This is a genomic window from Acinetobacter sp. YH12095, from assembly GCF_013419245.1.
Taxonomy (GTDB): domain Bacteria; phylum Pseudomonadota; class Gammaproteobacteria; order Pseudomonadales; family Moraxellaceae; genus Acinetobacter; species Acinetobacter towneri.
In genome coordinates, this window is record NZ_VPAL01000004.1 from 207,140 (window position 1) to 226,343 (window position 19,204).

Sequence of the window (19,204 nt, forward strand, 5' to 3'; positions counted from 1 at the left end):
TATTTGACTATTGACCAAAGCGGAATAGTATTAGACTCTTAAGTCAATGCAGTCTTTGCTAGATCAATCCGTCGTTCAGGTTGCTTTTTAGTTATTATTTATAAGAGAGTGTGAGATTGAGTAGCCGAAAAACAATAAAATATGACAGAGATGGATACATCTAATGATGCATGTACATTATGATCTGAGCTTGGTAATTGGCTCGGTAGCAATCTCAGTATTGGCCTGCTATTTTGCAGTGTCTGTTGGGCAAATGCTTTTTCAAAATGTACAACAACAACTAAAAAAAATTGCATTAATCATGAGTGGTTTGCTGCTGGGTGCGGCAGTGTGGAGTATGCATTTTGTGGGCATGTTGGCCTGCCAGTTACCTGCACCGTATCAATTTGATCTTAGCTTTACGACCCTATCTTTTGTTATTGCATTTATCGCCTCTACGTTTGCGGTTTGGCTGACCACGCAATCGACCTTGCCTGTGGCGCGTTTGATCCTGAGCGGCATTTTAATGGGGTTGGGTATTTCAGGCATGCACTATACGGGCATGATGGGAATTCAGGTAGAAGGCTACCGTAGTTATTATGATCCTACCATTGTTTTGCTGTCTGTATTAGTGGCCATTGGCGGTGCAATACTTACCTTTTGGTTTATGTTTCATTCCAAGTGCAGAATGGGGCGTCAGGCACAATATAAAATTTTCATTGCGGTGCTCATGAGTCTGAGCATTGTTGCCATGCACTATATAGGCATGGAAGCACTGCATTTTTACTCTACAGCAGATTTGCCTCAATCAGGGCACTTCCAGATCGGGCAAGGGCCAGCTCTGTTGGTGGTTATTTTAGTGACCAGTCTGATTTTTGCTGCTGCGGTGGGCGTATCTCTGCTGGAGCTGCGCTTAGAAGAAAAAAGCAGACAATTGTCTTTAGCCAACCGTGAATTGGCCAATCAGGCAGTCAAAGATAACCTGACCAAATTGCCCAACCGTTTATATTTAGCTGAATATGCACAATTGCTTTTTTCTGAGCATCGGCAAAAAAACACTAAAATTGCATTTTTGTATATCGACTTAGACCGCTTTAAAGCGGTGAATGACGTATTTGGGCATCATGTTGGCGATCAATTGCTGATTCAGTTGTCTAAACGTGTGCAATCCCACTTGGGCGAAAATACCCAGTTATTAAGAATTGGTGGCGATGAATTTCTTTTGGTGATTGAACATACCGATATCGCAGAAGCCACGCTCATTTCTGAAAAAATATTAGAACTGATTCAGCAAAGTTTCTTAATTGCAGGCAAGGTCATTAATATTTCAGGCAGTATTGGCATTGCGATGTATCCAGAGCATGGCACCAATTTGCAAGATATTTTAATGAATGCTGATGCGGCGATGCTGACCTCTAAATATCAGGGGCGTAACACCAGTTCGGTATTTAATTATGATCTGGAGTTACTTGAGGCCAAAAGCCAAAGTAAGTTGATTAATGATTTATATAAAGCGGTTGAACAACAACAATTTGCGTTGTTCTATCAGCCAAAGTTTAAAGCCGCTGACCATAAAATTTGTGGCGTAGAAGCTTTAATTCGTTGGTATCACCCCGTACATGGTTTACTTACCCCAAATATGTTTATTAAAGGGGCTGAAAAGACGGGGTTGATTATTCAAATTGGCTATTGGACGCTAGAAGAAGCCTTTAAACAAATTCAAATTTGGGAAAGATCGGGTGCACCGTTATTTCCTGTGGCTGTGAATTTATCGGCAGTGCAGTTTGAACATAAACACTTATTTTCGACGTTAGAAAACTTGTTTAAACGCTATGAGATTCAACCCCATCACCTGATGATTGAAGTGACTGAAAGTACAGCAATGCATCATATTGAATCGAGTATTCGTAGTTTTGAGCGTTTGCGTCAAATGGGGATTCAATTGGCGATTGATGATTTTGGTACAGGACATTCGAGTTTCTTGTATTTGAAAAAATTGCCAGTCGATGAGTTGAAAATTGACCGTGCTTTTATTTTAGATTTGTGTTTGGACAGCAAAGAAGAATTAATTTTAGAAAGTATTATTCAGTTAGCCATTAAACTGGGTTTAACTGTGACCGCTGAAGGGGTGGAAACGCCATTGCAAGCTGAGATTTTAACCCGTTTAGGCTGTCAGCAATTACAGGGCTACTTATTAGGCTTACCAATGGATGTTGAGCGTTTAGAAGAGCTGTTTAAACATTCGGCTTAAGCTAGCGATCATGCTACCGCTCAAGATAGCGTACAAGTGAGCGACCAAGTCCAGCGTTTAATTTCAGTGATGAAACAAGATGAATATAGTTTGGCTGAGTTGATGCAGTTGTTAGGTTTAACTCATAGCGCAACATTCCAAAAGAACGATATGAATCCTGCCATAGAAGTAGGTTTGATTGAACGTACGATTCCAGAAAAACCGAAAAGCCAAAAGCAAAAGTATAGATTGAAAAAATAACTATATTCTCAGTTGTGGATAAATTAGAACATATCAACAATCAATAAAATTTGATTCAAATCTGCTACAATTACGCCAATTTTTCATATTGATCATTTTGATCTTATACACTGCGGTTGCAGTAGGTGTCTTGCATGAGTTTTAAAGATGAGTTAGCGGCGCAGGTCGCACAGCGACGTACTTTCGCGATTATTTCCCACCCCGATGCTGGTAAAACCACCATGACAGAAAAACTGCTGTTATGGGGACAAGCCATTCAAGTTGCAGGGATGGTAAAAAGCCGTAAGTCAGATCGTGGCGCAACATCTGACTGGATGGAAATGGAAAAAGAACGTGGTATTTCCATTACAACTTCGGTGATGCAATTCCCGTATAAAGACAAAATGATTAACCTGCTCGATACCCCAGGGCACGAAGATTTCTCTGAAGATACTTACCGCACTCTAACTGCGGTGGACTCTGCACTGATGGTGATTGATGGTGCGAAAGGTGTCGAAGACCGTACCATTAAATTAATGGATGTGTGTCGTATGCGTGACACACCCATCATTTCATTCGTCAACAAAATGGACCGCGAAATTCGTGAACCATTAGAGTTGTTGGATGAAATTGAAAATGTCCTCAAAATTAAGTGTGTGCCAATCACTTGGCCAATGGGTACAGGGCGTGATTTCGCAGGGGTGTTTAACCTCATCGAAGAAAAGTTTTATGTGTACAAATCAGGTTTTGGTTCAACTATTCCTGAAATTGAAGTACGTGATGGCTATAACCATGCAGACCTACGTGAAAAAGTAGGTGAATTGGCATGGGCGGCATTTGAAGAATCACTTGAATTGGTACAAATGGCGAATGAGCCTTTAGACCGTGAAGAGTTTTTAGCGGGTCGTCAAACACCAGTGCTGTTTGGTACGGCTTTGGGTAACTTCGGTGTAGATCATGTATTGAATGCATTCAGTGAATATGCGCCGCCGCCAAAAGCACATCCAACGCAAGACCGTATTGTAGAAGCCAATGAAGAAGGCTTTAGTGGTTTTGTTTTTAAAATTCAGGCCAATATGGATCCGAAGCACCGTGACCGTATTGCTTTCATGCGAATCTGTTCAGGCAAGTATGAAAAAGGCTTAAAAATGAAGCATGTGCGTATTGATAAAGATGTACGTATCAGCGATGCCTTGACCTTCTTGGCAGGTGACCGTCAGCACCTCGAAGAAGCTTGGCCGGGCGACATTATTGGTCTACATAACCACGGGACGATTCAAATTGGCGATACCTTCACTTCGGGTGAAAAGTTGCAATTTACAGGGATTCCGCACTTCGCACCTGAAATGTTCCGTCGTGTACGCTTGAAAGACCCATTGAAGTCCAAACAGCTGCAAAAAGGCCTTAAAGAGCTTTCAGAAGAAGGTGCAACGCAAGTCTTTATGCCACAAAACAGCAATGATTTAATCGTAGGTGCTGTTGGTGTGCTACAGTTTGAAGTCGTCGCCTATCGCCTGAAAGAAGAATACAAAGTCGATTGTATTTACGAGCCTGTCAGCATCAACACGGTACGCTGGGTGTCTTGTGCCGATGAGAAAAAGTTTAACGAATTTAAGAAAAAAGCCCACGATCAGTTGTCTGTCGATGGTGGCGGTCACTTAACTTATCTCGCGCCAAGCCGTGTGAATTTACAGTTAATGCAAGAGCGTTACCCTGACATTGAGTTTAGAAACACGCGCGAGCACTAAGCCGTTGCTAATGTTTGATCTGGCAGGTGCGATCAGCGTAGCGTAGATGAATGTTCAGCGTGGCTAAAAGTTTCAAAATTAAAACAGCTTCTTTAGGAAGCTGTTTTATTATGGGGGCGGTAAAAGATTAAAGATTATTTTTGATAAGTGAATTGGGGAAATCATGCAGCAAAAATCGGTTTATCTGGGTGCAATTTTGAGCGGGATGGTTTTGCTTAGCGCCTGTGACTCATCTAAACAAGATCAAAACTCAGATGAGCAAACGTCTATTTTTCAGAAAGATCAAGCGGATGTTTTACCGTATTTGAATATCAAGCAACAGGCGGCAGAAATTGCCTTGCCATTTTGTGAAAATAAAAACTGCATTGAATTAGAAGTACAAACTTTAAATACCCAAGATACATGGCTCAACAGTTGGATTGCAAAAAATCAGGCCATGGTGATTCAAGACCAAATTGGCTTAAAACAAAACATGAATTTGCAGCAAGCCGTAGATGCCTATGTGAAAAAATCCGATGCTTGGCAGGCACAATTAGATCAAAATAAAGCTTATGAATTGGCGATGTACACCCGTATGGCATATCAACGCAATCAATATGTTTTGTTGCAAGTCGGGGTAGATAGCAAACAGGAAGGCACGCAAGTCAAGGAACGCTATTATTTCTTTGTGGCAGATCGGAAGCAGCAAAAAGCCTTGTCTGTTTTAGATGTGATTGATGCCAAACAACAAACCCGTATGAATACTTTTGTACAGCAGGCCTATCAGGATTGGCTCAAAACACAAAGCAGTGACGTGCAAAAAGCAGCACCTGCCAAATTATACTGGGGGCAGGCAGATTGGTTTTTTGATGATCAGGGCTTAGGATTGCATTATCGCACCCATGAAATTGTCAAAGATGGCACGCAGTTAGATATTTACCTAAGCAAAGCACAAACACAACAAGTTTTAAAAGCAGACATCTATCCATCTATGTTTTAGTAGGTGAGTACGGTGACAAGCAAAAATAGATGAAATCAAGGTTGGATCCATGTTGAAAAATAAAAGTATTTTGGCGATCAGTATTTTAATTACAACGCTAGGGATTACTGCATGTCAGCCAAAGAAAACCGAACCAGAAACAGTCGAGCCAGAGCAGACGCAGGCGGAACAACAAAGCTTAAAACTGGTCGGGGATACTGAAAAACTGAATTTGTCGTTGCCTAAATGTGAAGGGAATAACTGCCCTGAAATTTCAATTGAGCGTTTGAATAGTAATCAGGCCTTTATCGACCATTTTATTGATCAGAAAATTATTCAAGAATTGGCACAAATTTTAGAAATTGCACCACAGCAGGCGGCTTCTGAGGCTATAGCAGTTGAGAATGCAGCCAGTGAAAATACAGCAGCCAGTGCTGCAGATGCACCTGCCAGCAACCCCACTGCAGCAGCCATTGCACAAGTGGAAACTTTGGCGCAAAAATTAGAAAAACAAACTGTGCCTTATGTGCAAAGCTTTTTGGTACTTGATCAGGAACTGAAAGCTTTAAGCTCAAATCATAAAATCAGTTTGATGATTAAGCCTAAAATTTTGAATGCAGATCAGCCTTTGGCAACCGTGGTACTGAATAGCAGTAGTTATTTGGGAGGAGCGCATGGTGCATCGGCACAGCAATACTATAATTTTGATTTAGAACAGAAAAAATTAGTATTGTTAAATGACATTCTGTTAGAGAAGCAGCGTCCACAATTGGAGCGCAAAGCCTACGAAGCGTTTAAACAATGGGTCATCGCATCTGAACTTTCCACCAATGTGCAAGAATATGAACAAGCGTGGAAATTTAAGCTGTCGGAAAATTACTATTTAGGTCAACAGGGTTTAATTCTGCAATACGCAGAATATGAAATAGGCCCTTATGTCGTTGGTTTACCGCGTTTAACCATTCCGTATGCAGAACTGCAGGGGATTTTAAAAGCTGCGTATTTGCCTGTAACAGAAGCAGCCTCTGAAGCAACCGCAAAATCTGCCGAAGCCAGTGCAGTAAACACAACCAAAGCGAAATCTTAATATGAGCATTGCGCTGTTTGATACGCATACCCATTTTGATGTACCTGATTTTGACTCAGATCGGGAGCAATTGGCGTATGCGGCCAAGGCAGCAGGCGTAGAACATTTGGTACTGATTGGCTTTGTACAATCACGTTTTCAAGATTTAATCTCTACACAACAGTTTTTAAACCAACTTGAGCATGTGCCACAAAGTCATCTTGCACCAGGCTTGCATCCTTTTTATATCGAACAACATCAAGACCAACATTTACAAGATTTAGAACAGTTTTTGCAACAACAGCATTGTGTCGCGGTGGGTGAAATTGGCTTAGACACTTTTTTGGTTGAACATAAACAGCCTGAAGCGTTTCAAAAGCAGCAAGATTTTTTTGCCGCGCAATTGGAAATCGCACGCCATCGACAAAAACCTGTACTGCTACATATTCGTAAGGCTCATGCCGAAACCTTAAAAATACTCAAACAGCAACAATTTCAGTTTGGTGGCATTGCACATGCTTTTAGCGGTGGGGTAGAAGAAGCCAAAGCACTGATCAAATTAGGCTTTAAAATTGGTGTGACAGGGCAGATTACCAATCCCAATGCAAAAAAACTGCGCCGTGTTGTGCAGGAAATTGGTGCTGAACATTTGGTTTTGGAAACCGACTGCCCCGATATGACGCCTTTATGTTGTCAGACAGATACTCAATCACGAACCCGAAATACCCCTGCGAACCTGATTTATGTGCTTGAAGGTTTAGCGGATTGTTTAGATATTTCACCGCAAACTTTAGCCGCACAGCTTTGGCAGAATAGTGTTCAAGTATTAGACCTGCCTAAACTTTAGATGAAACAACACGAAGTCTGCGAAACGCAGTAAAATGCCCACACTTTGAAATTAAATTTGATTGCAGCATGACAGATCTTCTTCAAGATGATGAATATGAACGCCGTTTTGCAGGTGTGGCCAAAATTTATGGCGACAGTGCTTTTCAGCATTATGCCCAAAGTCATGTCATGGTGATAGGAATTGGCGGTGTCGGCTCTTGGGCGGTTGAGGCGTTGGCACGTACGGGTATCGGCGAGCTGACATTGGTGGATATGGATGTGGTCGCAGCATCTAACATTAACCGTCAATTGCCTGCCATGAGCTCAACCTTGGGGCATGAAAAAATTAATGTCATGGCAGAGCGTTGCCGTTCTATTAATCCACGTATCAAAATTAATTTGGTCGATGATTACCTCAGTCCAGATAACGTCAAAGCGTTATTGGCGACTGCACCTGATTTGATTTTAGATTGCATTGATGACGTAAAAGCTAAACTAGCGTTGATGCTGCATTGTCGTTTTAACAAGATTCCACTGATTGTTTCGGGTGGTGCAGGTGGCAAACTTGATCCGTTGAAAATTCGAGTGGCAGATTTATCTAAAACCGAACAAGACCCAATGTTGGCCAAATTGCGCGCCCAATTACGCAGCAAAGGTATTTGTAAAAAGCCAAAAGAAAAGTTTGGGATTACCTGTGTGTATTCCATCGACAATCCATTTTCTAGTGCCGATGTATGCCCAAGCGCAGGCTTGCGCTGTGGCGGCTATGGTTCGGCGGTGGTGGTCACGTCCAGTTTTGCGATGGTAGCTGTGGCAGAAGTGTTGAAAAAGTTAGATGCCTTACAGGCTAAAAATACATAAATCAAAGCCATGCGAGGCATGGCTTATAAAAAAGTTCTTTGATTTTGCACATCGCCAATGACTTTATTCAGTAGGTCGTTGTAGCTGCTGCTCTTTTGAATAGTCTTCCGTACGCTGCATTGCTGCTTGAATATTGACCAATGCTTGCTCTACATCTGCAAATGTTTTGGCATTGCCGCCACTTAGTGCCTGACGCCATTTACGTGCACCTGGCAGGTTTTGGAATAAACCTAAAATATGGCGGGTAATGACAGAAAGTGGTGCACCTTGTTGTAGACGTTGTTCAATATACGGCAACATGCGCTGCATAATTTCAAAACGGTCAGGTAATTCTAGCCCCCATAATTGCCCAAGCTCTGCCAGTAAATAAGGGTTGTGATAGGCTTCACGACCAATCATCACCCCATCGACATGCTTGAGGTGTTGTTGGGTTTCGGCAAACGTTTTAATTCCACCATTAATTTCAATTAACAATTCGGGGCGGTCTTGTTTTAGGCGATACACATCCTCATAACGCAGAGGCGGAACTTCGCGGTTTTCTTTAGGCGATAAACCTTGTAATAAGGCAATTCGGGCATGCACGATAAAGTTATTGCAACCTGTTTGAGCCACAGTATCCACAAAATGCAGCATCTCTGCATAAGAGTGCATGTCATCAATCCCGATGCGATGTTTTACGGTCACAGGAATATCAACCGATTGACGCATGGCGGCAATACACTCTGCAACCAAGTCTGGTTCTGCCATTAAACACGCACCAATTTTATTGTTTTGTACTCGATCACTTGGGCAGCCAACATTCAGGTTGATTTCATCATAACCCCAGTCTTGTGCCATTTTACTGCAGGTCGCAAGGTCTTTCGGATTTGAACCGCCCAACTGCAAGACAATAGGATGTTCTTCTTTGCTGTAATCTAAATGGCGCTTGGCATCACCAAATAAAATTGCGCCAGTGGTTACCATTTCAGTATACAGAATGATATTGGGGTTAAATAAACGTGCAAAAAAACGGTAATCGCGGGTAGTCCAGTCCATCATCGGGGCAACCGAAATGCGAGGTTGTAAAGTTTGGATGGCACGTGTCATAACCCACCTGAATTGAAAAACAAAAGCACAAGACCGCGCATTATACGGGGTTTAAGTGAAAATCGACAGTATCCCCAACCCACATCCATTGGCATTAACTTTGCTTTGTTCGCTATGAACAAAGCAGCGCAACCGTAGATGCTAAAGCGGAACTGCTCAGTATTTGTATGCGTAGCCGTTTTTTAGTATGTTGAAAAGATAGGATAACGCAGCATAAGAGGGAAAATAAAATGTTGGTATTAGAAGAAATTTATCGCACTAAGAAAAATGAATTTTCAACGGCATTTAATTTACGCATGCAGCGCAGTTTAAGTTGGTGGAAAAAAGCCATTGAGTTTCATGATGATGTCGATATGCAATTTATGACAGCATGGGTGGCGTTGAGTGCCTTGTATGCGCAAGGTCAGACGGCAGAGCATACACAACAGACTTTGCAGCAATTTGTGCAGCGCATGTATCAAAAAGATGTCGATCAGCGCATGGCGAGAATCATTTGGGAAAAATATCCACAAAGTTTAGAGGTATTGCTGACCAATCCTTATTTGTATCAAAGTTTTTGGGATTGGCGTAATCAAAAAATGACTGAAGCTGAATGGCGTGCAGATTATGAAGCAGAGAAACAGCAGATTATGCAGGCATTGCACATCCATGATTCAGCTACAATTTTGGCATGTTTGTTTAAGCGCTTATTGACGTTACAGCAGCAACTTTTACAAGGTGGTGCAACTTATAACAGTGCAATCAACCGCAAACAACTCAGCCATGCCAATACTTTACTGTGTGCGTTGATGCCGTGTTTTATCCAAATCTTATTGGAAAATTTAGAAAATGTGGAGTTGAGTCAGCCATTTTATCCTGTGATGCAAATGTCTTAAGCGACTTGCTTGATTGTAATCGCAGCGTTTAAGGCATGGCGGTGTGTTGACGTTGATGTTGCCAGTCGAGCAGGGCAAAGCTCATTGCGGCGGCAACAAAACACAAACCAACTAGGCAACTCCACAACCATCCACCGTGTTGCCAAGCATAGATCCCCAAAGCAGAACCACAAGCACCGCCAGTAAAATAACTGGTCATATAAATTGAGTTAATCCGCGATTTGGCATCGGGGCGTAAGCGAAAAATCACGTTTTGGTTGCTGCTGTGTACGGTAGCAAGCCCAAGGTTAATTAAGCCAAAACCAAGAATATAACTCCATAAGCTAAATTGTCCGTTGTATAGAAAGCCCCAGCTAATTGCCAATAACGCCAACCCCCCCCACGTCAGCGCTGTAACATAGCCACGATCTGCAATTTTCCCCACGTGTTTGGTTGAAAGAGCACCGAATACACCCACCATTGCCACAATGCCCACCATAAAGTCAGCTAAGCCAAAACTAGATTTAAGTAATACTGCAATGGTGGAAAACAATACGCTCATCGCTGCAAAAGCAAACGCACCGAGTAAGGCACGATAGACCAAACGACGTTCTTCTAAAATGAGTTTGCCCATAGACTGAAATACGGCCAAATAGCTGAGTTTGCTGGTTGAGATAAACGGCAAGCGCGCTTTGAGGACTGCGGCAATGCATAGCATCAGCACGCCACTAATCAGGTAAATCACTTTCCAATGGAATAAGTTGGACAGCAAACCTGCCAAACTGGTCGAAAGTAAAATACCGACCAATAAACCACTCATCAATAAACCGACCACTTCACCCATTTTTTCAGGTTTTACGGTCATGGTGGCAAAGGGAATTAAGACTTATGCTGCAACTGAAAACAGCCCTGTGATAATCGTGCCAATCCATAGCATGCTTAAATTGCTGGAAAAGGCACATAAAAATAAGCCAATCGAGGCCAAAAACATCAATAAGGGAATGAATTTGGTTTTATTGACAATATCGCCCATGGGCACAATGAATAATAAACCCAGAGCATAAGACACTTGTGCAAAAGTCACTGTCAATGCCACTTGGGATTGCGGAATTTGGAAAGATTGATGAATCGAGTAAATCAGCGGTTGGCAATAATAATTCGCCCCCGCGCATAGACCACAGGCAATCGCCATCAACCAGAGCAGGATTTTATCTTGGCTGATGTCGGGTGCAGTGTTCATAATTATCCTAAGGTCAATGGTAAAACGGGGTTGCAGTAGCTCAAAGATTGAATCCAATATTCAACTTCATTAGTGGCAGGATGTCGCCTTTAACTTAATGAGAGAACTTGTTTTTGGACAAGGTGATCATCATCACGCCTACAATATTGAGCATGCAGCCGAACCATTGTATGCCATTTAGATGTTCACCTAAAAATGCTGTGGCCAATAAAATCGTCAAGATGGGGCCAATTGAAGCAATCATGGCCGATTGTGCCGCACCTAAACGGGCGATACTGTGCGCCATGAGTAAGGTGGGCAAGACTGTGACAAATATCCCTAAAGCAATACCATAGCCTAGCACTTCTACAGGCAGTTGTTGCACCAGTCCCAGTGGATTCGGTGTGACCAAACTGTAATGCGTAAGCGTACCGATGCAGGCAATACTTAAAGCCAGACCTGTAAAATTCCAAGAGCCAAAATGCTGAATCAGGCTTTTGGTCAGCAATAAATAGCCTGCAAAACACACTGCACTGGCGAACACTAAACTACTGCCTAACCAAAAATACGTGTCATGCGGAGTATTGCTCTGTTCCTGTAACATCACAATCACTGTTCCGCCATAACTCAGGGCAATTGCAAACAGACTCAACCAGCTAAGTTTCTGCCGATACATCACACTCGAAGCCAAGACGGTGAGTGTTGGGTATAAAAACAGAATAATGCGTTCTAATGAGGCACTAATGAACATCAGCCCTAAAAAATCCAACCAACTGGAAAAATAATAGCCCATCAAACCTGCAAAGATCAGCAGCAGCCAATTGCGTGTAGAGATGTTGCGACTGTGGTATTGAGCCAACAAATCAGTAGGAAGAAAGGCAGGGCACTTGCCATGCGCAAAGCCATGAGTACGGTTGCATCGACCAACGGTGAAAGTGCATAAGCTTGTTTAATAAAAATGGCTTTGGTACTAAACAAAAAGGCTGCAAATAAGGCAAAGATGGAGCCCCATTGTGTGGCGTTAAGTCTGATCATGAAAAATGCTGTCGAGCAAGGTGGATGCAAGAAAAGTGACACATGCCGCGCACACAAATACAAGTTGTATGATGGATAAAGACAGATGCGACTGCATGAATAAAGCTGTGTGCTGTATTTGAGTAAGCATAGCCGATTTTATGCAGATGGTCTGCTTGAGATGGCATAAATTTTGTGAAAAGTAGAGTAAATGAGCTTTGCACGATAATGGTGCAAATTAGCTAAAAATGTTGCAAAACAGAGAAAATCCATCATCAGACTAAATGACGCACAAAAAAAATGAAAAAAATAGCAGCACTTAACTTAGACCTGAGTTGAATAAATTCAAGCTTCTTTTAAAAGTTTTACTGTTTCAAATATTCTATTTTACTCATAAGGCAAAGGTAGGTTTTTCTAAGGTTTTCAGATGCGCAAAACACTTCTAAATTGAACCTTGTTGTGCGGTGTAAAAATTGTCAAAAAAGTCAATTTGGTGTTTAAGTTTTTGCTTTTAGCGCTTAAATGTATAGATATGCAATCTTTTAGCGCTAAGTCGGATTTTCCCAATTAAGTGAAATGCGTGTCAGAATGATCAATGCTTAATTCATTTAAATGTGGTCAACTGCAAGCTCAAAGCATCGCTTTTTTTCTTTTAGACACTTCAAATCGAAGTTTTGCTGAATAATTAGACTTATATTCAAGAAGCAAAACTTATCAATTATATCTCGCAACAATATTTTTATGAATCATCAGTTCAAAATATGGGTATTTATTAAATAAATATTGGGTGGTAATTTAAAAATGTTGCATTAGAATCCAAAAATTCAACAAAACTTATCCTGAGGGGAAAGCATCGTTATCCACGATGTTGACTTAAGAAAAACTAGCTTGAGGAACGCTCATGCAGATCGGAATTCCAACCGAAACTGTTGTCGGTGAAAATCGTGTCGCTGCGACGCCAGAAACAGTAAAGAAGTTGATTAGCGCGGGTCATAGCGTAGTCATTGAACGTGGTGCAGGCGTAAAAGCCGCTTATATCGACAGCGCTTATGAACAAGTAGGCGCGACCATGACAGATGATGCTTATCGCGGTAGCCAAATGATTTTGAAAGTTCGTGCCCCAAAGGGTGAAGAAATTCAAAAACTTGCACCGAACAGCACTGTGGTGGCGATGTTTGATCCTTACCGCAATACTGAATTAGACCAATTTGCTGCGGCTCAGGTGTCTGCATTTGCTTTAGAGCTTTTGCCACGTACCTTGTCGCGTGCGCAAAATATGGACGTGTTGTCATCACAAGCCAACTTGGCAGGTTATAAATCTGTGTTGTTGGCTGCAGCAGAATATCAACGCATGTTCCCAATGTTAATGACGGCAGCGGGTACTGTAAAACCTGCGCGTGTTGTGATCATGGGTGTGGGTGTTGCTGGTTTGCAAGCCATTGCAACAGCGAAGCGTTTAGGTGCTGTAGTCGAAGCAACTGACTTGCGTCCAACGGCAAAAGATCAGGTGGAATCTTTGGGTGGTAAGTGGTTAGACGTACCAATGTCTGAAGAAGAACAACAAAAAGCTGCCGATGCTGCCAAAAATGGTTATGGCTGGATGCCTGGTGAACAATACATTAAAGACCAAGCAGTGATTGTCGATAAAGCCGTTTCTAATGCGGATATCGTGATTACCACTGCGTTATTGCCGGGTCGTGATGCACCGCGTTTAATCAAAGCGGAAACTGTGGCAAAAATGAAGCCGGGTTCTGTGATTTTAGATATGGCAGTCGAAACGGGCGGTAACGTCGAAGGTTCACAATGCGGTGAAACTGTAGTGACTGCCAATGGTGTGAAAATTTTGGGTATTCCAAACATTCCATCGACTGTATCGACAGAAGCATCTGCACTATATGCGCGTAATGTGTTGAATTTTGTTGAAACATTATTTGATAACGACAAGAACTTCGCATTGAATCCTGAAGAAGAAATTCAGAAAGCGTTGCTGGTCACTCATAACGGTCAAGTGCTGTTAAAGCGTGGTTAAGGAGAATTCTCATGGTTGAAACAATTACGATTTTTGTCCTTGCCATCTTCGTAGGTTACTACGTGGTGTGGGGGGTAACACCTGCGTTACATACGCCATTAATGGCAGTAACCAATGCACTTTCTTCAATCATTATTGTCGGTGCGATGATTCAAACTGTTGGTCTACCAATCATGGGTGTAGAAGGCAGTGTCGATTTCCAAACCATTAATGTGGTGAGTGTACTGGGTGCGATTGCTGTGTTCTTGGCAAGCATCAATATTTTCGGTGGTTTTGCAGTGACTGCACGTATGCTGGAAATGTTCAAACCAAAAGCAAAGAAAAAAGAGGGCTAATGCATGGAATTTATTCGTGAATATGCAGACTGGTTCTATTTAATCGGGGCTGTGCTCTTTATCTTAACTTTACGTGGTTTGTCTGGGCCTAAAACTGCGATTGCGGGCAACCGTTACGGCATGATCGCAATGGCGATTGCAGTCTTGACTACATTCTTTGTGGCAGACAATCCAGTTGTGTGGATGATTCTGGCAGCTATGGCAGCAGGTGCGGTGGTGGGTATTGCCCGCGCACGTACGGTGCCAATGACTCAAATGCCTGAAACTGTAGCGTTAATGCACTCTTTAGTCGGTTTGGCTGCAGTTTTAATTGCGATTGCTGCGATTATTCATAACAACAAGTTAATCGAACTTGGTCCAGACTTGTTGGCTGCAAATGGCATTACTTTCCATGAAATGAGCAAAGTTCATTTATTTGAATTGTTTGTGGGCTGTTTCGTGGGGGCGATTACCTTTACTGCATCTGTTTTTGCATACGGTAAATTGGCGGCGAAGAAATGGGCAAAAACTATTTCGGGTGCATGGGTAAAACCTGTTCAGGCGTTAATTTTCCTTGCTATGCTCGGTTTTGGGATTCACTTCTTCCTGAGCGGCAACATGACTTCATTCTGGGCAATGACAGGTTTAGCATTGGCATTCGGTTGGGTATGGATTGCACCAGTGGGTGGTGGTGACATGCCAGTTGTGGTGTCATTGTTGAACTCGTTCTCAGGTTGGGCGGCAGCAGGTATTGGTTTCACACTTGAAAACAACATGCTGATTGTTGCAGGCTCATTGGTCGGTTCTTCAGGTGCGATTCTGTCTTACATCATGTGTAAAGCCATGAACCGTTCAATCATCAACGTATTGTTTGGTGGTGCGATGGGTGGTGCAGCAGCACCAACGGCAGCAGCGGGTGCGCAAGTGCAACGTAACTACCGTTCAGGTTCTGCTGATGATGCTGGCTTCTTGATGTCAAATGCAGACAGCGTAGTAATTGTACCGGGCTATGGTATGGCGCAAGGTCGTGCACAGAATGCGGTCAAAGAATTGGCCAACTTGTTAAAAGAGCAAGGTGTAACTGTTCGTTTTGCGATTCACCCAGTGGCAGGTCGTATGCCGGGTCACATGAACGTATTACTTGCAGAAGCAGACGTACCGTATGAAGACATCTTAGAAATGGACGAAATCAACTCAGATTTCCCTGCAACAGATGTGGTGTTGGTGATTGGTGCAAATGACGTAGTTAACCCTGCGGCAAAAGACGATCCAAACTCGCCAATTTACGGCATGCCAATTCTTGAAGCGCATAAAGCACGTACCATTATGGTCATCAAGCGCTCAATGGCAACAGGTTATGCGGGTCTAGACAACGACTTGTTCTATAACGACAAGACCATGATGATTTTTGGTGATGCCAAGAAAGTTGTGGAAGATATGACTAAATCAATCAACGGTACAGGTCACTAAGACACTGTTCCTAGAGATGAAACCGCCTTCGGGCGGTTTTTTATGGCTGATGTAAAGTGGTCAGTCGAGATAGGGAATTTGGTTAGGGTAGGTTAATACGATATAAAAACGATTAGAGATCTAAACTTCAAAAGATCCGCATTAAAAAAGCGACTTATTTGAAAGTCGCTTTTTGTGTATCTTTAAGGCTGCTCAAGTGAGCTGTTGTATTAAGCAACAGACTCAGGCGTAGTGCGCCATAAGCTTTCTAGGTCGTAGAATTTACGCGCTGTTGGTAGCATGATGTGAACCACTACCATACCAAGATCGACCAAGATCCATTCTGCATCACGTTCACCTTCAATACCAATTGGGCGGAAGCCTGCTTTGCGCGCTTCTTCGGCAACATTGTCGGCAAGAGATTTTACGTGGCGAGTTGATGTACCGCTAGCAATCACAATGGCATCTGAAACATTGCTGATGCTGCTGACATCAAGTTCAACAATTTCTTTGGCTTTTACATCAAGGAGAGCTTCATGTACAACTTTAAGACAAGTTTGTACGTCATGCTTTTGGGTATTCATTGCAAGATCGTGAGAATTAGAAGCGCCGGGCGATGGTTCTAAATTCATGGGGTGTATAATTTCCTAAAATTATTCATCGTCTAATATAGCTGTTTTAGCCTGAAATTTCAAATCGGTTTAATTTTAACCACTTTGATTTGAGGGAAAGTATTTGTCTTTCCATGCAAATGATTGATTTGACGCCAGACTTGGGCGGTATTCTGCAGCGATATAGCCTGAATAAGCACTGTGCTGTAACCATTTGAAAATAGTAGTATAGTCTAGCTCGCCTGAATCGGGTTCATGGCGTCCTGGATTGTCGGCAAACTGGATATGACCAATATCCTGAATGTTTTCTTGCAATGCGCTCAGCACATCTTCACCCATCATCGCCATGTGATAACAGTCGTATTGCATTTTAAGAGCAGGATGTTTGACTGCTTCTAGCATCTCTTGAGCTTGCGCAATATTTTGTACTAAAAAGCGTGGCATGTCGGTGCCATTAATCATTTCAAAGACAGGCTGAATATGATGTTGAGTGAGCATCGAGCAGGCCAGTTTTAGGTTTTCTGCCAGTGTGTTTAAGCAAGGCAGTAAATCGGCATCGACAGGTTGTTTGCCTGCCAAAATATTGACGCTAGGGACATTTAATGCCGTGGCATAGCGGATGGCTAACTCTAAGGCATGATGAAATTCAATCTCTTTTCCGGGTACGCCCGCCAAACCATTGCCGCCTTGCATGAGGTCACCCGCAGGGACATTGATTAAACACAGGCTGAGTTGGTGGAGTGTGAGTTGGGTTTGAATCTGCTCAATACTCAGCTCATAGGGAAATTGAATTTCAACATGCTGAAAACCATGTTCGCGTGCAAGGGCAAAGCGTTCAATTAAAGGCACTTCGGTAAAAATCATCGACAGATTAACCGCCAGTTTAGACATGCAGGTGCTCCTTGCAGGCAAAGGTTGGATCAGGAATCAAGCCGATTAAGCTTCGACCTGATGAATAATGGTGGCTAAATCTGCTTCTGCAAAACCTTTGGCTTGATGGGCTTGCAGTTGTGAAAGGGCTTTTTCTGCCACAGGAATCTGTAACTGAAATTGCGCTGCCAGTTGTAAGGCATTGTTTAAATCTTTAGACAGGGTTTGGACTTTCCATTGCACAGGCTCAAAACTGTGAGTTGCCATACGTGGAGTTAAAATCTGAAACGGTTTCGAGTCGGCAAAACCACCCGCCAAAGCAGGTGCAAGTAAACGGGTGTCTACGCCTGCCTGTCCTGCTAAGGCAACAGCTTCGGCAATTAGGGTGCTGTTGGCAGCAACAATCAGTTGGTTGCAGATTTTAGTGGCTTGTCCTGTGCCTGTTTCACCCATACGGGTTACACGTTGTGACAGCACATGATAAATCGGGCTTAATTTTTCGATGGTGTTTGCATCACCCCCTGCAAAAATCACCAAACTACCTTGTTCGGCTCCCGCAGTGCCTCCCGATACAGGTGAGTCAATCCATGTGACCTGTTTGAGGCTGGCTTGCTGCGCTAGCTTTTGGGTTTGATCTACAGACAAACTGGAAAAATCGACAATAACTTGTTGAGCAGTCAAAAATGGCTCAATTTGATCTAATACAGCTTGGACGGCATGATCATCGGCAAGGCAACTCAAGATCACTGGATATTGTCCGATCTCGCTCAATTGCAGCGACTTTGCCCCTAGACTGAGCACAGATTCGCAAGCCGCAGGGCTACGATTCCACACCGCGACCTCAAAACCTGCCTGAACTAAGCGGGTTGCCATGCGCGTCCCCATAAGTCCCATACCTAAAAAAGCGATTTTTGTGTCACGATCAAAATGCATAGCGCTGATTCTCCGTTTTTGCCTACAGTACAAGTCTGGCTTGAAATGTCAATTTAGCCTTTGGTCAAAGTCTGTTGTGTTTGAACTGAATCAAAACTGACGCGGTGCAAAGGTCACTTCAGGGTTCTTGTCCTTTTTACGTGCCAGTTGGCTATTTTTACCCAGCAATAATTTTAATTGCCAAATTTTTTCTAAACGTAAAGATTTATTTGGCGCATGTTCCATAGCATCCAGCACTTGTTTGGCTGCAGCCAATGCATCTGGGGAGCGTTGTGCAATTTCTTCAGCAAGGGCTTGTGCTTTTTGTAAGGGGGTTGCATCTAAATGCGTGACCAAACCAATTTCTTTGGCATAGTTGGCATCAAAAATACGTGCAGTTAAGGTCAGTTCTTTGGCAAGGTCTAAACCAATTAAACCTTTTAATGAACGGCTTAGCCCCATATCAGGCACTAAGCCCCAACGGCTTTCCATAATCGACATTTGCGTGTCAGGATGCGCGATACGAATATCTGTAGCCAAAGCCAATTGCATCCCTGCGCCAAAACAATAGCCTTCAATTGCAGCAATTACAGGTACAGGCAATTGTTGCCAAACGAGAAATGCTTTTTGAAACAGGCTTTGCCCCGGCTTAATTAACTCCCAAGCCGCAAATGCACGGTTTTGTGGATTGTTGAGGTCGGCCAAGTCAATGCCTGCACTAAATACCTTTGCTTCGCCTGTTAAAATCACACAACGTAAGCTGCGGTCTTTTTTAAGTTTTTCGGCAGTCCGCACCAATTCTTTGAGTAGGGCAAAACTCATGGCATTGCGTTTGTCTGGGCGGTTCAGGGAAACTGTGGCGATGCCATTATTTTTTTCGATACGAAGTAAGGTCATGATGTGAGCTCTTGTTTTTACTGGGCAAAGCATAACATG

At 42.9% G+C, this 19,204-nt stretch carries 15 protein-coding genes and 3 pseudogenes; 11 read left to right on the top strand and 7 right to left on the bottom strand.

What is annotated here, in order from left to right:
- Positions 1 to 163: 163 nt before the first annotated feature.
- The 7 genes and pseudogenes from FTU35_RS05435 to FTU35_RS05465 all read left to right on the top strand — a co-directional run bounded on the left by FTU35_RS05435 (position 164) and on the right by FTU35_RS05465 (position 7,910).
- Positions 164 to 2,230: a bifunctional diguanylate cyclase/phosphodiesterase gene (locus FTU35_RS05435; RefSeq protein ID WP_154320324.1), complete on the top strand. Its 2,067-nt coding sequence runs from the start codon at positions 164 to 166 to the stop codon at positions 2,228 to 2,230.
- Positions 2,231 to 2,233: 3 nt separating this feature from the next.
- Positions 2,234 to 2,470 (top strand): annotated as a pseudogene (locus FTU35_RS05440) (Fic family protein); the annotation flags it as partial.
- A 134-nt stretch (positions 2,471 to 2,604) separates the two neighbouring features.
- The gene (locus FTU35_RS05445; RefSeq protein WP_004974887.1) at positions 2,605 to 4,197 is read left to right on the top strand and encodes a peptide chain release factor 3; all 1,593 of its coding nucleotides are present in this window, start codon (positions 2,605 to 2,607) and stop codon (positions 4,195 to 4,197) included.
- 163 nt (positions 4,198 to 4,360) lie between these two features.
- Entirely contained in the window at positions 4,361 to 5,176 is an 816-nt protein-coding gene (locus FTU35_RS05450; RefSeq protein ID WP_004974888.1) for a hypothetical protein, read from the top strand.
- A 49-nt stretch (positions 5,177 to 5,225) separates the two neighbouring features.
- A complete protein-coding gene (locus FTU35_RS05455; RefSeq protein WP_096901396.1) occupies positions 5,226 to 6,242 on the top strand; it encodes an RsiV family protein in 1,017 nt (338 codons plus the stop codon).
- A 1-nt stretch (position 6,243) separates the two neighbouring features.
- Positions 6,244 to 7,068, top strand: coding sequence for a TatD family hydrolase (locus FTU35_RS05460; protein WP_180064569.1), 825 nt, complete (start codon positions 6,244 to 6,246; stop codon positions 7,066 to 7,068).
- 68 nt (positions 7,069 to 7,136) lie between these two features.
- Positions 7,137 to 7,910, top strand: coding sequence for a ThiF family adenylyltransferase (locus tag FTU35_RS05465; protein ID WP_096901398.1), 774 nt, complete (start codon positions 7,137 to 7,139; stop codon positions 7,908 to 7,910).
- Between the two features lie 63 nt (positions 7,911 to 7,973).
- Here the strand turns inward: FTU35_RS05465 and dusA are convergent, their stop codons facing one another.
- Positions 7,974 to 8,996: a tRNA dihydrouridine(20/20a) synthase DusA gene (gene dusA, locus FTU35_RS05470; protein WP_096901399.1), complete on the bottom strand. Its 1,023-nt coding sequence runs from the start codon at positions 8,994 to 8,996 to the stop codon at positions 7,974 to 7,976.
- Positions 8,997 to 9,226: 230 nt separating this feature from the next.
- On the opposite strand from dusA, the gene FTU35_RS05475 reads away from it, so the two are divergent.
- Entirely contained in the window at positions 9,227 to 9,871 is a 645-nt protein-coding gene (locus FTU35_RS05475) for a hypothetical protein (protein WP_004974903.1), read from the top strand.
- Between the two features lie 28 nt (positions 9,872 to 9,899).
- On the opposite strand, the pseudogene FTU35_RS05480 reads toward FTU35_RS05475, so the two are convergent.
- Positions 9,900 to 11,090, bottom strand: a pseudogene (locus FTU35_RS05480) (MFS transporter).
- 94 nt (positions 11,091 to 11,184) lie between these two features.
- Positions 11,185 to 12,104: pseudogene (locus tag FTU35_RS05485) on the bottom strand (DMT family transporter).
- An 880-nt stretch (positions 12,105 to 12,984) separates the two neighbouring features.
- Here FTU35_RS05485 and FTU35_RS05490 point away from each other — a divergent pair.
- The 3 genes from FTU35_RS05490 to FTU35_RS05500 are packed head-to-tail and all read left to right on the top strand — an operon-like array spanning position 12,985 to position 15,896.
- The gene (locus tag FTU35_RS05490) at positions 12,985 to 14,112 is read left to right on the top strand and encodes a Re/Si-specific NAD(P)(+) transhydrogenase subunit alpha (RefSeq protein WP_004974923.1); all 1,128 of its coding nucleotides are present in this window, start codon (positions 12,985 to 12,987) and stop codon (positions 14,110 to 14,112) included.
- An 11-nt stretch (positions 14,113 to 14,123) separates the two neighbouring features.
- Entirely contained in the window at positions 14,124 to 14,447 is a 324-nt protein-coding gene (locus FTU35_RS05495; RefSeq protein ID WP_004974924.1) for a proton-translocating transhydrogenase family protein, read from the top strand.
- A gap of 3 nt (positions 14,448 to 14,450) precedes the next feature.
- Positions 14,451 to 15,896, top strand: a complete 1,446-nt coding sequence (locus tag FTU35_RS05500; RefSeq protein ID WP_004974925.1) for an NAD(P)(+) transhydrogenase (Re/Si-specific) subunit beta — start codon at positions 14,451 to 14,453, stop codon at positions 15,894 to 15,896.
- A gap of 209 nt (positions 15,897 to 16,105) precedes the next feature.
- Here FTU35_RS05500 and rsfS read toward each other — a convergent pair whose 3' ends face one another.
- The 4 genes from rsfS to FTU35_RS05520 all read right to left on the bottom strand — a co-directional run bounded on the left by rsfS (position 16,106) and on the right by FTU35_RS05520 (position 19,165).
- Positions 16,106 to 16,507, bottom strand: coding sequence for a ribosome silencing factor (gene rsfS / locus FTU35_RS05505; RefSeq protein ID WP_004974926.1), 402 nt, complete (start codon positions 16,505 to 16,507; stop codon positions 16,106 to 16,108).
- A 75-nt stretch (positions 16,508 to 16,582) separates the two neighbouring features.
- Positions 16,583 to 17,377 (bottom strand): hydroxypyruvate isomerase family protein, encoded by a 795-nt coding sequence (locus FTU35_RS05510; RefSeq protein ID WP_096901402.1) that lies wholly within the window; start codon positions 17,375 to 17,377, stop codon positions 16,583 to 16,585.
- 45 nt (positions 17,378 to 17,422) lie between these two features.
- Positions 17,423 to 18,289, bottom strand: a complete 867-nt coding sequence (locus tag FTU35_RS05515; RefSeq protein WP_004974928.1) for an NAD(P)-dependent oxidoreductase — start codon at positions 18,287 to 18,289, stop codon at positions 17,423 to 17,425.
- Between the two features lie 90 nt (positions 18,290 to 18,379).
- On the bottom strand, positions 18,380 to 19,165 hold the full coding sequence (locus FTU35_RS05520) for a crotonase/enoyl-CoA hydratase family protein (protein ID WP_179990684.1): 786 nt from the start codon (positions 19,163 to 19,165) through the stop codon (positions 18,380 to 18,382).
- Positions 19,166 to 19,204: the final 39 nt, after the last annotated feature.

Excerpts from the sequence above, each read along its gene's own strand:
- FTU35_RS05435 (WP_154320324.1), top strand. The coding sequence starts at position 164 with ATGATGCATGTACATTATGATCTGAGCTTGGTAATTGGCTCGGTAGCA.
- FTU35_RS05445 (WP_004974887.1), top strand. The coding sequence starts at position 2,605 with ATGAGTTTTAAAGATGAGTTAGCGGCGCAGGTCGCACAGCGACGTACT.
- FTU35_RS05450 (WP_004974888.1), top strand. The coding sequence starts at position 4,361 with ATGCAGCAAAAATCGGTTTATCTGGGTGCAATTTTGAGCGGGATGGTT.
- FTU35_RS05455 (WP_096901396.1), top strand. The coding sequence starts at position 5,226 with ATGTTGAAAAATAAAAGTATTTTGGCGATCAGTATTTTAATTACAACG.
- FTU35_RS05460 (WP_180064569.1), top strand. The coding sequence starts at position 6,244 with ATGAGCATTGCGCTGTTTGATACGCATACCCATTTTGATGTACCTGAT.
- FTU35_RS05465 (WP_096901398.1), top strand. The coding sequence starts at position 7,137 with ATGACAGATCTTCTTCAAGATGATGAATATGAACGCCGTTTTGCAGGT.
- dusA (WP_096901399.1), bottom strand. The coding sequence starts at position 8,996 with ATGACACGTGCCATCCAAACTTTACAACCTCGCATTTCGGTTGCCCCG.
- FTU35_RS05475 (WP_004974903.1), top strand. The coding sequence starts at position 9,227 with ATGTTGGTATTAGAAGAAATTTATCGCACTAAGAAAAATGAATTTTCA.
- FTU35_RS05490 (WP_004974923.1), top strand. The coding sequence starts at position 12,985 with ATGCAGATCGGAATTCCAACCGAAACTGTTGTCGGTGAAAATCGTGTC.
- FTU35_RS05495 (WP_004974924.1), top strand. The coding sequence starts at position 14,124 with ATGGTTGAAACAATTACGATTTTTGTCCTTGCCATCTTCGTAGGTTAC.
- FTU35_RS05500 (WP_004974925.1), top strand. The coding sequence starts at position 14,451 with ATGGAATTTATTCGTGAATATGCAGACTGGTTCTATTTAATCGGGGCT.
- rsfS (WP_004974926.1), bottom strand. The coding sequence starts at position 16,507 with ATGAATTTAGAACCATCGCCCGGCGCTTCTAATTCTCACGATCTTGCA.
- FTU35_RS05510 (WP_096901402.1), bottom strand. The coding sequence starts at position 17,377 with ATGTCTAAACTGGCGGTTAATCTGTCGATGATTTTTACCGAAGTGCCT.
- FTU35_RS05515 (WP_004974928.1), bottom strand. The coding sequence starts at position 18,289 with ATGCATTTTGATCGTGACACAAAAATCGCTTTTTTAGGTATGGGACTT.
- FTU35_RS05520 (WP_179990684.1), bottom strand. The coding sequence starts at position 19,165 with ATGACCTTACTTCGTATCGAAAAAAATAATGGCATCGCCACAGTTTCC.